The 13804-nt window shown below is 66.3% G+C and carries 10 protein-coding genes; 7 read left to right on the top strand and 3 right to left on the bottom strand.

Annotated features, from left to right (window positions below; genetic code table 11):
* Positions 1 to 91 precede the first annotated feature (91 nt).
* From IPM16_22985 to IPM16_22965, 5 genes are all read left to right on the top strand, one after another.
* Positions 92 to 586 carry a Uma2 family endonuclease gene (locus IPM16_22985; protein ID MBK9125973.1) on the top strand — a complete coding sequence of 165 codons (495 nt, stop codon included), beginning with the start codon at positions 92 to 94 and terminating at the stop codon, positions 584 to 586.
* Between the two features lie 101 nt (positions 587 to 687).
* Positions 688 to 1212 (top strand): hypothetical protein, encoded by a 525-nt coding sequence (locus IPM16_22980; GenBank protein ID MBK9125972.1) that lies wholly within the window; start codon positions 688 to 690, stop codon positions 1210 to 1212.
* A gap of 105 nt (positions 1213 to 1317) precedes the next feature.
* Positions 1318 to 2067, top strand: coding sequence for a fumarylacetoacetate hydrolase family protein (locus IPM16_22975; GenBank protein ID MBK9125971.1), 750 nt, complete (start codon positions 1318 to 1320; stop codon positions 2065 to 2067).
* Positions 2064 to 3128, top strand: coding sequence for a tRNA (guanine(46)-N(7))-methyltransferase TrmB (locus IPM16_22970; protein ID MBK9125970.1), 1065 nt, complete (start codon positions 2064 to 2066; stop codon positions 3126 to 3128). The genes IPM16_22975 and IPM16_22970 overlap by 4 nt, the downstream gene beginning before the upstream one ends.
* Before the next feature lie 921 nt (positions 3129 to 4049).
* Positions 4050 to 6872, top strand: coding sequence for a DUF3160 domain-containing protein (locus IPM16_22965; protein MBK9125969.1), 2823 nt, complete (start codon positions 4050 to 4052; stop codon positions 6870 to 6872).
* A gap of 182 nt (positions 6873 to 7054) precedes the next feature.
* Here the strand turns inward: IPM16_22965 and IPM16_22960 are convergent, their stop codons facing one another.
* Positions 7055 to 7864 carry a methyltransferase domain-containing protein gene (locus IPM16_22960; GenBank protein ID MBK9125968.1) on the bottom strand — a complete coding sequence of 270 codons (810 nt, stop codon included), beginning with the start codon at positions 7862 to 7864 and terminating at the stop codon, positions 7055 to 7057.
* Positions 7865 to 8143: 279 nt separating this feature from the next.
* Between IPM16_22960 and IPM16_22955 the strand changes: the two genes are divergently transcribed.
* Positions 8144 to 10312 (top strand): DUF3160 domain-containing protein, encoded by a 2169-nt coding sequence (locus IPM16_22955; protein ID MBK9125967.1) that lies wholly within the window; start codon positions 8144 to 8146, stop codon positions 10310 to 10312.
* 75 nt (positions 10313 to 10387) lie between these two features.
* Here the strand turns inward: IPM16_22955 and IPM16_22950 are convergent, their stop codons facing one another.
* Both IPM16_22950 and IPM16_22945 read right to left on the bottom strand, forming a co-directional pair.
* A complete protein-coding gene (locus IPM16_22950; protein MBK9125966.1) occupies positions 10388 to 11527 on the bottom strand; it encodes a hypothetical protein in 1140 nt (379 codons plus the stop codon).
* A 76-nt stretch (positions 11528 to 11603) separates the two neighbouring features.
* Positions 11604 to 12560 carry a tetratricopeptide repeat protein gene (locus IPM16_22945; protein MBK9125965.1) on the bottom strand — a complete coding sequence of 319 codons (957 nt, stop codon included), beginning with the start codon at positions 12558 to 12560 and terminating at the stop codon, positions 11604 to 11606.
* 227 nt (positions 12561 to 12787) lie between these two features.
* Here IPM16_22945 and IPM16_22940 point away from each other — a divergent pair, with 227 nt between their 5' ends.
* Positions 12788 to 13804 (top strand): homoserine dehydrogenase, encoded by a 1017-nt coding sequence (locus tag IPM16_22940; GenBank protein ID MBK9125964.1) that lies wholly within the window; start codon positions 12788 to 12790, stop codon positions 13802 to 13804.

Here is a 13804-nt window from a genome sequence, read left to right as displayed (position 1 = left end):
CCCGCTTGCGACGACCAACGGGAGCACCGAAGGTTGGGAGAGGGGCCGGGGGTGAGGGTTCATCAATTCTGCCGGGGGTGAAGGGGAAAACATGACATTTCCGAACCCGATTGTTGACGTACAGCGTGCCGCGGTGAGCGGCAACGTGTATGCTGCCCTGCGCCAATATGCCGATGAAACTCAGAACGGCACCGCTTTCCCGCCGGGGCTGTTCTACGCCTTGTGGCACGGCACGCCGGACGTCAACCGCGCGCGCGTGCCGGATGCCAGTTACATCCGCCGCGAGCGCCTTGACGCACACCACGACGACCTGATGCCGTTCCATGGCGCGCCGGACTTGGCTGTGCTGGTCGTCAGCCAGACCGATCCGACGATCTTCAAGCTGGAGGCCGTGCGCGACTTTCTGGCGGCGGGCAGCACGCAGGTGTGGATGTGCTTCACCGCGCCGCTGTTCGAGGTCCACGTCTATCAAGCCGATCAGCCGGGCATCATCCGGGCGTACCGCGGGCGCGAGGCGATCGACGCCGGAGCGGTGCTGCCGGGGTTCAAACTCACCGTCGATCAGGTATTTGCGCTGCCGTTCTAGGCCCATCGACCCGTCCGTGGCCTTGCGCGCCACTGCCGCTTGCGGGGCGTTCGTGGTACACTACGCGCTGACAACAAGGACGGGGGCACGCCGCTTTTCCTATGGCGACCGAGATTCTGGTGGCGGTGTTTCCATCACGCAGCGTCCTGACCAAGGCGCTCGATCATCTGATGACCGTCCCGGATCTGAAAATCCGGCGTGCTGCTATCGTTGCCCGGGCCACTACCGGCGAGACCATCGTAATCGGCGATGACATTAGCGCGGACGAGGCCGGCATCGCCGGCGGGACGCTGGGCGCAGCGATGACCGCGCTCGGGTTCGCGCAGTTGGGGGCGTTGGCGCTGCCCGGCGTCGGCGTGATCATCGCGCTGGGCGCGGGGGTGCTGGTCGGTGGCTTGGTCGGCGGTGCGACCGGGCGCTTTGCCGCCAACCTGCTCGACAGCGGCTTCAAGTCCGGCCAGATCGACTCGCTGGCCGACCGGCTGCGCAGCGGGCATCCGGCGCTCGTGCTCGAGATGTCGTCCGACGCCCAAACCCTAGACCGCCTCCGTCTTGAACTCGGGCCGTACCGCGCCCAGTTGGTCGAAAACCTGAAAGACGCGAGTGCCGGCAAGGGCTGGATATAGCCAAGTTTCGTAGACGAACCGCCTAAGGACAGTATCATGCAGCTCGTAACGTTTGCTCATCCCCAGCGGACGGGAGTCGGCATTTTGCGTGACGACACCGTCATCATGACCGCTTGGACCGGCGATATGCTCTCGCTGCTCGAAGCCGGGATCACGCCCAACGAAACCAGCATCCATTACCCGCTCAGCGAGGTCACGCTGCGCCCGCCGCTGCACCCGCGAAAGATCGTCGCCATCGGCAAGAACTACGCCGACCACGCCAAAGAAATGGGCGGCGAAGCCCCGGCCGATCCGCTGATGTTCGCCAAGCTGCCAAGCGCCGTCATCGCCCATGGCGAGGCGATCACGTGGAGTCAGGCCGTCTCGCAGGAGGTCGACTGGGAGGGCGAGCTGGCGGTCGTGATCGGCAAGCGCGCCAGCCATGTGACCGCCGAAGATGTGTTCAAGTACATTTACGGCTACACTGTCGCCAACGACGTCACCGCGCGCGACCTGCAAGCCAAAGAGCCGCAGTGGGTGCGCGGCAAGGGCATGGACACCTTCTGCCCGCTGGGGCCGGCGATCGTCACGCGCAAGGACGTGGCCGATCCGCACGCCCTAAAGATCACGACGACGGTCAACGGCGAGACCATGCAGGATGGCAGCACCGCCGACATGATCCACAAGGTCGACAGCCTGATCGCTTACATCACGCGCTGGATTACGCTCGAACCGGGCGACATCATCCTGACCGGCACGCCGTCGGGCGTCGGCAAGGGCATGAAACCGCCGCGCTTCCTGCAGGACGGCGACACCGTGTCGGTAACCATTGAGGGCATCGGGACGCTGACCAATACGTGCAAGGCGCTGCCGTGAGGCTTGCCCCGCGCCTGAGCAGCCTCACGCTGCCGTGGCCGTGCGATTGGGACGCGCTGTTCGCGGATGACGCTCCCGCCGGCGGCCCGCTGATCCTCGAGATCGGCTTTGGCTACGGGCACTTTCTCAAACACTTGTCAGCGCAGTACCCGCGGGCGCGTATCGTCGGCGTGGAAATCGCCAACGAGTGTCTCGTTCATGTCGACAAAATGCGCGACCGCGGCGATCTGCCCAACGTGCGCGCCGTGTTTTCGCGCGCGGAGACGGCGCTGTATCACCTGTTCGGACCGGCATCGCTCGATCAGATTCACGTCAACTTTCCCGACCCGTGGTTTAAGGCACGCCACGAACGCCGCCGCCTGATGACCCCGGCCAACCTCGCCGTCATGGCCTCGCGCCTGAAGCCGGGCGGGATGCTGTACTTGGCGACCGACATCCACGACTACGCGCTGATGAGCGACGAGGCGCTGCGCGAGACGGCAGGGCTGGTCAACACGCTGCCCGCGCCGTGGTCGGACGAGCCGCTGCCCGGGCGCATCGTCACCAAATACGAGCGCAAGGCCATCGCCGAGGGCCGCGAACGCCATTACTTCGCCTACCGGCGGGACGCCACCGCGCTGCCCGACCTGCCCGTGATTACGGAGGCTGAGATGCCGCACATCACGCTTGCCCTGCCCTTGACCGCGCCGGAGATCGCCGCCGCGTTTGTGCCGTTCTCGGCCAAAGCTGCGGCGCGCGAGCCGCGCGGGATCGCCGGCCAGATTTCGGTCAATGCGTCGGAGGCGTTCACAGGGCGCGGCGCGGTGCTGGTCGAGTGCTATGTCAGCGAGCCGACGATTCACCAGCACGTCGCCGTGATGATCGTGCCGATCAAGGAACGCCCCGGCGAGTGGGCGGTGGGTCTGGGGACGCTCGGCAGCCCGCGCCCGACCGACGGCATCCATTTCGCCGTGCGGCAGGTGGCGGAATGGGTCGAATCGCTGCACCCCGACGCCCGTGTGACCGGCGACAAAGCCCGCACCGGGTTTGAGTCGCTCGCGCCTGACGCCCGCAGCGAGTGAGCCCGGGGGCCCCCGCGGGGGCCGCGGGGGCCCCCGCCCGCCGGGCCGCCGCCCCCGGGCCCGGGGGGCCGCCCGCGGCCCGGGCGGGCGCCCCCCCCGGGCCCCCCCCCCCGCCGGGGCGGCCCCCCCGCGGCCGGGGGCCGGGGGGGGGGCGGGGGGCGGCGGGGCCGGGGGGGGGGGGCCGGGGGCCGGCCCGGGCGGGGGCCGGGGGGCGGGGCCCGCGCCCCCCCCGCCGGGGGGGGGGTTGGGGGGCGGGCCGCCGTGGGGGGCCGGGGGGGCGGGCGCCCCCCCCCCGGCCCGGGCGGGCGCGCCCCGGCGGGGGCCCCGGGCCCCGGGGCGGGGGCCCCGCCGCCGCGCGGCGGGGCCCGCCGGGGGGCCCGGGCGCGGCCGGGCCCCGCGGGTGCCCCCGCCCCGCGGGCCCGGGTGGCGCCGGCTGGCCCCGGGCCCGGCCCCCGTGTGGCGACGTCCATCGAACGCTAAAACGCGGCATCATCGGTTGGACGGGGCACGCTCCCTCCAACGAGGCGGGCGAGCCGCCGGCTCGCCCCTACGACCATCTCAGTGTGCTCAATGTTGCCCTGTGTCCTCTGTGCCCTTTGTGGTTCAGTCGTTTTTCTGCCGGACACGGCGGTGCCGTGTCCCTACGCCATACGAACAGAATGACGCAATGTTGAGGTGTGGTCAGGGACACACCCTTCGTCGGGTGAGGCAGGGAGCCGGCGGCTCGCCCCGTCCGGAGCCGGCGCCGTGACCTCGGTGTCTGGTTTTGTCGCAGCCCCATACGTTTCCGTGGCGAAGCCGTCGGTACACAGGCGATCAACCGGCGGCTGGCCGGCCCCCGGCAGAGTCCATACGGGCCAGCACCCGCACGGGACAGGCATACAATGGAATCAACACACGAATCTATTTAGGAGGCTACGAATGCGTCAGCTTGTAATTCTGTTGCTGGCACTCAGTTTGCTTGTCCCGGCGCCGAGCGCCAACGCGCAAGAGGCGTGCGGGGACGCACCCACACCGCGAGTGGACGTCGGTGCCGCGGCGTACGTCATGTTCACCGACGGCACGCCGCTCAACGTCCGATCCGCGCCGGGGACGTCGGCCGAACGAATCGATCAACTGCCTGAAGGCACCGCTTTCACCATCGGCGACGGGCCGACGTGCGCCGACGGCTACTACTGGTGGCGGATCGACTACGGCGACGGTCAACAGGGGTGGGTCGCCGAGGGCGATGCCGAGGAGTACTTCTTCGCGCCCGGCACGGCCGCCGTGCAGGGTGGGGTAGTCGACCTCGATATATTCAAAGATACAACCGACAACGGGCAGTGCCCGGAAGTTGCGAGCCGCTTCAGCGAAGGCGACTTCGTCGAACTCGCGCCCGGTGTTTCGTTCACCTACACCAACGCTAGCGGCGAGCCTGCGTCGATCGGGGCAGACGAATGGTTCCACCTGTTCCGCGGGCCGCTTTGCGTTTCCGGCGCGATCGTGTGGGAGGCGGAAGGCGCGTACTACGGGTTCATCCCGGAATTCCTGAACGGCGCGTACCTGCTGGAACCGTTCGAATTTAACCCGGCTGAGCCGGTCGCGCTGGGCATTACCGCCGACGCGCCGGTCATCACCACGCCGGTACTGCCCGTGCCGACCGTCACCCCCGACGAACGTCTGGTCGCCGGCGAGTTCGCCGGGCTGTGGACGTTCACCAGCGGGCCGGACCCGCTGCTGCTGGAGATGCCCGATGCCTATAGCGGCGACTTCCCCAGCCTGCCGATCAACCTCGACGCGGTGCGCTTCGTGGCCGACGCTGGCCTGACCGATGCGCAGCTTCGCACGTTGGCGCAGAACGGCTTCGTGGTCGTCCCCGGCGACGCGCCGTACTTCGATCGCGCCTACTTCGAAGGCTGGGATCACACCGAAGGCAAGGCCGACTTCATTACGACCGACGCGCTGCTCGATACGCTGTATCAGCTCTACGAGAACACGCTCAAGTACCTCGAGATGGAACGGCTGTACGGGGAAGCGTCGGGGATCGTCGCGTCGAGCCTCGTGAGCGCCCAGCAGCAGTGGGAGGCTGTGGCCGGGACACCGCTCGAAGAACCGGCGCGGCGGGCTGCGATCTACTACGCGGTAGCGGCGCTGGCGCTCGAACGCGGCGCGTTGGATTACACCGGCAGTTATCCCCAACTGACCTCCATCAGCGAGGCGTTCATCGGGCTGGACCCGGACATCCGCGCCGAGGCCGAAGCGGTCTACGCGATGATCGCGACCGAAGAAGGCTCCGGCAAGGTGCCGATCCTCACCGACTACACCGAAGACTTCAGCCAGTACAAGCCGCGCAGCTATTACCCCAGCTCGGGCGCGCTGAGTAGCTACTTCCGCGCGATGATGTGGCTGGGCCGGATCACCTTCCGCACCAAGGACCGCATCGACACGCAGACCGGCTTGCTGGCGACACGCGCGTTGGCGCAGTCCGGCGCGTACGACAACTGGGCCAACCTCGACGAGACGCTGGCGTGGCTCGTCGGGCCGGTCGACGACCTCAGCCCGCGCGACGTGCTGCCACTGATGCGCACGACCTACGGAGACGACCTGCCGCTCACGGCGATGGCCGACGACGCGCTGACCGATCAGGTTCTCGCGGGGCTGCTGGCGCTGCCGGGGCCGAAGATCAACAGCATCGAACTGCCGATCGGGATCACCGAAGGCGAACTGGACGAATTCACACGCGGTATTCGCGTGTTCGGGCAGCGCTTCACGTTCGACGGCTACGTGATGCAGAACCTGATCTACCCGGCCGTGGGCGAACGCGAGAAATCGCGCGCGCTGCCGATGGTCGAGGACGTGGCGGCGGTGCTGGGCAGCGACTTGGCGTTCGTCGTCACTGACGAAGCCGGCGCGACCGACTTCCTGAACTACACCGAAAACCTCGGCGAACTGCGCGACGAGGTCAACACGATCACAGCCGAGGCGTGGCAGGAAACGCTTTATGGCGGGTGGCTGTCGGCGCTTCAGCCGCTGCTGGTGCGCGACGACGCGCTGTATCCGCCGCTGATGCAGACCGACGCGTGGAAGTACAAGGACATCAACACGTTCGCCGGCAGCTATACGCAGCTCAAACACGCCACCCTGCTGTATGCCGAACAGCCTTACGGCGGTCTCGGCGGCGGTGGCTGGCTGCCGCCGGTCACCAGCTACAGCGTGATCGAGCCGAATCCGCTGGTGTTCGCGCGCATTGCGATCGCGTCAAACTCGCTCATGCTCGGGTTGGAGTCGCGCGGCTACCTCGACAACGCCCAACTGCTGTCGGCGGTGCGTTTTGCCGGCGGCCAGATCGCGTCGATGTCGTCTGAGCTGGCCGATCTGGCGGTGCGCGAACTGCGCGGCGAGCCGCTCACCGAGGACGAGTACTACGACCTGCAGGAGTTCTTCGCGCAGCGCCTGAGCGCGATCCGCATCATCCTGCAGGAGGCGATCCCCGACCCACCGGAGCGCATGGCGCTGATCGCGGATATCGCCAGCAACCCGTCTGCAGGCACGGTGCTGTACACGGCGGTCGGCAACGTCGACACGCTGTGGGTGGTGACCAACAGCCCGCTCGGCTTGCAGCTCACGCGCGGGTTCGTCTACAGCAGCTATCAGTTCACCGGCGACATTCAGTCGCGGCTGACCGACGACGATTGGCGCGCGCGGGTCGAGGCGGGCGATCTACCGCCGCGGCCAAGCTGGACGAGCACATACCTCGTGCCGTAGTTGCCAGGCTGATTATTGGGGCGTTGCCCCAAACCCCAGCAGGAGATTGCTCTCCTGCACCTCCTTACTCGTGAAACGATGCCGCATGCGGCATCGTTTCACAGAGAAGGGAGTCCAGAGGGCGGCAGCCCTTTGGAACAGGCTGCTGGCTTTCTGCGCGCTGATCTGAACGTAAGCGCAGGTCAACCGGTCTGCGGCTTGGCCCCCTTGACCGCCCACGCCCGGGCGATCAGGTCGATCGTGCCATCCGAGGCGATCGGAAGCTGCCGGGTGAGCTGTTCGCGGATCGCTTCGCGCCCGGCCTCGTCCAGACTGCGCAAGTACTTCGACACCGAACCTTGCGCCCCGAGGAACGGGAGCCAGTAATCGTCAAAGCTGGCGAAGTGGGTGGGGGCGTCAATTGGCGTGGTCTCGACCGCGCGCAGCCGGGCCGCCTCGAAGGCCGCGCGCAGGTTTTCTGGCCGTGCGATCGCGAACCGTGGGCCGGAATCCTGCTCGGCGGCGGATGGATCGACCACGGTAGCGGCGTCCCAGAAATGGCGCATCATCTCCATACGCCCGCCGTAGTCCCACACGTAGGCCGCGACCTGTCCGCCGGGCCGTACGGCTTCGGCCATGCGGTTCACCGCCTGCTGCGGATCAGGCACGAAGTTCAACACGAGGCCGGAGATGGCGATGTCGTAAGAGCCGGCATCCGCGATCGGACTCTGCGCGTCGGCCACCACGAATTCGGCGCGTGCGTCGCGGACGCGCTGGCGTGCGACCTCGATGTACTCCGGCGAGAGATCCACCCCGACGATCTTCTGCGGCGCCGCGTGCTCGATGACGATTTCGGTCAGGATGCCCGTTCCCGCGCCCATATCGAGCCACGTGCGACCCGGCGGTGGGTTCAGCCACGCGATGAACGACTGGCCGACGAGGCGGCTCCAGCGCCCGACATAGCCATCGTACGCGCTGGCATTGCTGAATGCGGAGCTTGATTGTGGCGTCATGGTGGATCGCCTCCGTGCGGGCAAGCGGCTTGCCCGAACACAGTCAAACGTTCCGTACGAATCGGTGCATGGGATCAGCATACACCCGGTTGGCGTTCTAGGTGCGCGGCTCGTGCATAAGGAGGATGGGCGGGGCCAACGCGGCTCCGCCTTGCTGCATCTGGAAGTCGCTATTGTTGGGTTCTTTTGTAATCCGTGACTCTATCGCTATCCTATCTGCAATCCGACTCCAGAGCCACCGAGCGGACTCCTTCGACCCATGATGCCAGAGGGACGACGATGAGCTCCGGACCTGAGTTGCCTATCCCCAAGGTGATGCCAGATGAGCGGCTCGTCGCTCGAGACGGCGAGCCAGATTCGTCTATCTATCCGTATCTTCCTGAAGTGGAGCTGCCGGATGTTTACCGTGGCGGCTTCCCGGAACTGCCGATAGACCTCGACGAAGTGGGCTTCATCGGCGATGCGCGCCTGACCACCGAGCAGCGCCAAATGTTGGCACGCAATGGGTTCGTGGTTGTCCCCGGTCATCATTCGCGGTTCAGCTCTGCGTATAACAGCAGCGGCTGGACCGATGGACACGATGGCAAAGGGTCGTTCATGACGACCGATGCCGTGCTCAACACATTGGGTCAACTCTTCGCCGCTGCGCAGAAGGACGTCGAACAAGGGCGTATCGGCAGTTCGCTCTCCCTCATCTTGATTGACGTCGTGACCGCCGCTGTCGCTCAATGGACGATGGCAGCGGGTACCCCGCTGGAAGAGCCCGCACGGCGTGCCGCCGTCTACTATGCAGTAGCGGCGCTGGCCATGACTGACGACTTGGATACGCTGCCAAATCCGATCCATGCCGCGGCCGAAGCGATCTACGCGATGATCTCGGCCGCGCAAGGGACGGCCGATGTGCAAATCCTCACCGACTACGTCGAGGATTTCAGCCAGTACCGACCGCGCAGCTACTACGCTGACTCGACCGCGTTGAGCCGCTACTTCCGCACGATGATGTGGCTGGGCCGGATCACCTTCCGTACCGCGGATCGCATCGACACGCAGACCGGGTTGTTGGCCATGCGCGCCCTCGCACAGTCCGGCGCGTACGAGCGGTGGACCCGTGTGGACGACCTGCTGGCTTCCTTCATCGGCCCCAGCGACGACCTCGGTCCGCGGATCGTACTGCCGATCATGCGGGAAGTGTACGGCGAAGACCTCCCGCTCGCCGCGCTCGCGGACGGAGCGCTCACCGATCAGGTGGTCGCAGGTCTGCTGGCGCTGCCGGGGCCGAAGATCAACAGTAGAGCGCGTGAGCTGCCGGGCAACGGCCCCAGACACGGGTTGTGCATCTTTGGTCAGCGCTTTACGTTCGATGCCTACGCCATGCAAAACCTGGTCTATTCGAATGTCGGCACATGGGAACGTCCACGCACCTTGCCGATGGTCGAGGACGTGGCGGCGGTGCTGGGCAGCGATCTGGCGTTCGCCGTTACCGACGCGGCCGGCGCGACCGACTTCGTGCACTACACCGAAAACCTCAGTGAACTGCGCGAACAGGTCAACACGATCACGGCCGAGGCGTGGCAGGAGACGCTGTACGGCGGGTGGCTGTCGGCGCTTCAGCCGCTGCTGGTGAGAACCGACGCACAATATCCGCCGATGATGCGGGCCGACGCGTGGAAGTACAAGGACCTCAACACGTTCGCCGGCAGCTACACCCAGATCAAGCACGCCACGGTGCTTTATGCTAAGCAAGAATATCCTGCTTGGTTGTGCGAGGCCGATTCTCCGCCGAGACCCTACCTGACGCCCCACCATGTCGTGGAGCCCAATCCGTTGGTGTTCGCCCGTATCGCGATTCTGGCAGCAACACTACGCTCGTCTTTGGGATCAGCCGATGGTTCAGGTGAATTGACCGGTCTCTGCGCCGATCTCGTCAAACTAGCTTCGAAACTTGCCGACGAGGCCGCGCGTGAGCTTCGCGGCGAGCCGATCCTCGAAGCGAAGGATGGCCTTTTTGGCGATTTCACGCAGTTTCTCGAGGACGTTCAGGAATTCTTGGATCCCGCTTGGCCAGACGCCGAAACAGACCCGTTTGATTGGGATACTGCCGATGGCGCCGTCGATATTGAAAGCGATCGGGATATGCCGGACTGGTTAATACCCGCCAGTCTCGGCGCTGCCGACGCTAAACCGCGCGGTGACGGCATCATCGCGGATATCGCGAGCGACCCGAACCGCGGAGAGGTCCTCTACACCGCCACCGGCAACGTCGATACGCTGTGGGTGGTGACCAACAGCCCATACGGCTTACAGCTCACGCGCGGGTTCGTCTTCAGCACGTACCAGTTCACCGGCGGCATCCAATCGCGGCTGACCGACGACGACTGGCGCGCGCGGGTCGAGGCCGGCGATCTGCCCCCGCGGCCAAGCTGGTCGAGCACATATCTCGCGCCGTAGCACTCCACGGACGCCGAAACACAACAGGGTGGAGCCGAGTTGGCTCCGCCCTTTCGATTCTCGCGGATTGTCGTTTCACCGGCTCGGGATTGCGGCACCGTCAAAGCGCAGCGTGATGCTGGGCCGGCGCACGTCTTCGCTTTCGTCCACAGCCGTGATGACCGGAAGAATCGGCGTGCCGTCGTCCGCGAGCAACACGTCGAACGGCGGTGTCAGCGGCGTGAGGGTCAGCGTGCCGTCGAAGCGATAGGCGGCGGCCTTGCCGATGTATGCCGGATCGAGCGCCGCCGCGCTGGGGCCGGCGTTCTCGCCGATCACCGCCACAACGAAGACGGCGTAATCCCCGGCGTAGACATCGCCCAGCACCGACTGGCGGAAGAGCGCCGGCTCGGGGAAGAAGCGCTGGCCGTCGAAGACCGGGGCCGCCAGCACGAAATTCTGCGTGCCGTCCTCGGCCGTGCCGACGACGACCGTATAACCGGCGGGCAGGGTGAACACCTCGCTGTACGCGATCACCGGGATTTCCGACATCGGCGGCGCGACCACCTCGACCGGCCCGTCACCAGAATCTCCGTACAGCCGGCCGTCGCGGATGACGTACAGCGGGCGGCCGTACGACGGCAGTTCGACCGCCTCGATCAACGTGCCGTCGAGGGTGTACGTGCGGCGTTCGTCACCGCTCCGGTAGCCAAACGTCTCGATCGTGAAATCCTCGGCGGTGACCTCGGTGAAGCGCGGCAGCGCGAAGTTGCCGGCGTCGGCGTAGAACGGCAGTCGGTCGAGCAGCATCACGGGTTCCACGTCCGGCGTCGTGAGGTCGAGCGACCAGATCGTCGCGCCGGTCTCGTCGCTGTAGGCGTCGAACAGCAGCGTCGACTCGTCCGGCGTGATGGCGATGTCGCCTTCGAGGATTCCGCCGAAGCGGGCCGGATCGTCATAGCCGCGGCTCCAGTCGACCAACAGCGCGAGTTCACCGCTGGCGGTGTCGAGGCGGTAGATCCGGTCGACGCGGCCTTCGTCGGCGTAGTCGATGACCGAGAAATACTCTGATGCCCCGTCACTCGATGGGATGCGGACGAACACCGAACCCGGCACCGGCAGCGGGTCGAGCGGATCGGTCGACTGGGCGGAGGACACGCCCCCGATGAGCAGCATCAACAAAACGGGCACGACACGCAGCAGCATAGTTGAGCCTTTGTCTGTAGCGATCGACATGATCATCGTAGCCCGGTTCCGGCCCAGGTACCGTACGCGCGTGCCCCGTCCGCCCTGCGCACGCCAACCGCGCGCCCTACAGCAGCTTGAGCTGTTCCTCGGCGGCTTTGGCGGCGTCGTCGACCATGCCAAGCCGGCTGAACATGATCATCGCCTGATGCAGCTTGCGTGTGGCTTGAGTCTGCCGGCCGCGCCGGCGCAGGCTGCGCCCCTGTGCAAACAGCGTGCGCGCCGTTTCTCCCTCGGCGTTGACGGCCTTGAAGCGCGCGATCGACTCGCTGAAGTAATGGTCGGGGTCGGGCGACAGCGGCGGCTCGGGCGGGTGTTCGAGCACGGTCACGACCTCGCCGAGGGCGCGATACGCAAAGCCGATCCGCAGGTCGGTTTGCAGCAGGGTCGCCAGCTTCAACCCCTCCTGCGCGAAGTGCCACGCCTGCTCGATGTCGCCGGAGTCGAGGTACAGCGTAGACAGCGCATGGGCGATGTCGGCGCGTTGATCGAGCTGGTTGCGCGCGACGACTTCCGGCGATGCGCCGGCCAGTACGGGGAACGGCTCTTCGCACAGCGCGTAGCACTCGCGCAAGCTGGCCTCCGCCTGCGCCGCGTTGCCCTGACTGATCATCATCTGGCTTTCGTTAGCGCGTGCCAGCACCTGCAGCTCGCGGTCACCGAGTTCGACGGCGGCGTCGAGGCCGGTGCGGAAATACTGGCGCGCGCGGGCGAAGTTGCCTTTGAGGCGGTACGTCTCGCCGATGTTGAGCGTGCACGTCACGACTTGCCGCCGGTTATTGGCGCGCAGGTACAGATCGCGGGCGCGTTCGAAGTGGGCGATGCTGCCCACATAGTTGCCGCGATAGCCTTCGATCACACCGAGGCGTGACTCGAGAAAGGCTTCGTCTTCGGGGCGCGCGCGGGTCTGGGCTTCGGCCCTGAGCGTGTTAAGCTGGGCGACGGCATCATGGTAGCTCAACGTCCCGTCTTCCCACGCGGTCAGCAGGGCGGTGCTGTGCTGCTGGAGGTTGCTGTCTTCCATGGGCCAAGAATCCGGTCAAATAAGGGGGCGATCTATTCGGTCTGCGCACGACCACGGCGCAACAAGCGCAGCGGCGCGGTATTATTAGGGCGTGGTGTCTACCCGTCCAACCCGGCGGCGTAAGGCTGGGCCAGATTGGCGATTGACTTTATCGCGGACAGCCGAGAGATTCAACTCGGTGGTCATCCGCCGCATCGTGCCTCACCTGCCGGCAAAGGAGTGTCTCCTTGAAACTCGCCCTGATTGGATTTGGAAGCGTCGGGCAAGGTTTGGTGCGGCTGTTGATCGACAAACAGACCGCGCTGGCGCAGCAGTACGGCTTTGCCCCGCAAGTCACCGCCGTGATCACCCGATCGCGCGGGAACCTCTATCACCCCGAAGGACTCGACCTTGCCGCGCTGCTGACAGCAGCCGAAAAAGGCAGCTTTGGCAGTTATCCCAACTCGCCGGATTTGCGCCGCGACATCAGCGCCGAAGGCGTCGCTGCCGCCCCCTATGTCGACGTGCTGGTGGAAGTCAGCCCGACCGACTTGCGCACCGGTCAGCCCGCGCTCGACTTGTGCTACACCGCGCTCGATCACGGCAAGCACGTCGTGCTGGCGAACAAAGGGCCGGTCGCGCTCGATTACGTCAACCTGATGGCGCGGGCCGAGCAGTGCGGACGTCAGGTGCTGTTCGAAGGCACCGTGATGAGCGGCACGCCCGCGCTGCGCCTCGCCCGCGAGGCATTGGCCGGGGCGGTGGTATCGCAGGTGCGCGGCATCCTGAACGGCACGACCAACTACATGCTCTCGCTGATGGAGCAGGGCCGCACCTATGACGACGTGCTGGCCGAGGCGCAGCGGCTCGGTTATGCCGAGGCCGACCCGACCGCCGATGTGGACGGGTGGGATGCCGCCGGCAAGCTGTTGATCCTCGCCAGCGCGCTGTTCGGGCGCACGTTCAAGCTGGCCGACCTCGACGTGCGCGGCATCCGCGACCTGACGCCGGAGGACTTGCAGGCCGCTGCTGCCGAGGGCATGCGCTACAAGCTGATCGCCGAGGCGTCGCAAGCAGGCGGCAGCGTTCAGCCGGTGAAGCTCCCTCACAGCCATCCGCTGGCCGGCGTCTCCGGCGCGAACAACGCCGTGACGTTCTCCACTGACGTGCTGGGCGATGTGACGCTTGTCGGCGCAGGGGCGGGCGGCGTTCAGACCGGCTTCGCCGTATTGTCCGATTTGCTCGCGCTGCATCGGCGCACATAG

This window comes from Candidatus Flexicrinis affinis (genome assembly GCA_016716525.1).
GTDB lineage: Bacteria > Chloroflexota > Anaerolineae > Aggregatilineales > Phototrophicaceae > Flexicrinis > Flexicrinis affinis.
This window is presented reverse-complemented; position numbering and strand designations above follow the sequence as displayed.

Excerpts from the sequence above, each read along its gene's own strand:
- IPM16_22960 (MBK9125968.1), bottom strand. The coding sequence starts at position 7,864 with ATGACGCCACAATCAAGCTCCGCATTCAGCAATGCCAGCGCGTACGAT.
- IPM16_22950 (MBK9125966.1), bottom strand. The coding sequence starts at position 11,527 with ATGTCGATCGCTACAGACAAAGGCTCAACTATGCTGCTGCGTGTCGTG.
- IPM16_22985 (MBK9125973.1), top strand. The coding sequence starts at position 92 with ATGACATTTCCGAACCCGATTGTTGACGTACAGCGTGCCGCGGTGAGC.
- IPM16_22980 (MBK9125972.1), top strand. The coding sequence starts at position 688 with ATGGCGACCGAGATTCTGGTGGCGGTGTTTCCATCACGCAGCGTCCTG.
- IPM16_22975 (MBK9125971.1), top strand. The coding sequence starts at position 1,318 with ATGACCGCTTGGACCGGCGATATGCTCTCGCTGCTCGAAGCCGGGATC.
- IPM16_22945 (MBK9125965.1), bottom strand. The coding sequence starts at position 12,560 with ATGGAAGACAGCAACCTCCAGCAGCACAGCACCGCCCTGCTGACCGCG.
- IPM16_22955 (MBK9125967.1), top strand. The coding sequence starts at position 8,144 with ATGAGCTCCGGACCTGAGTTGCCTATCCCCAAGGTGATGCCAGATGAG.
- IPM16_22965 (MBK9125969.1), top strand. The coding sequence starts at position 4,050 with ATGCGTCAGCTTGTAATTCTGTTGCTGGCACTCAGTTTGCTTGTCCCG.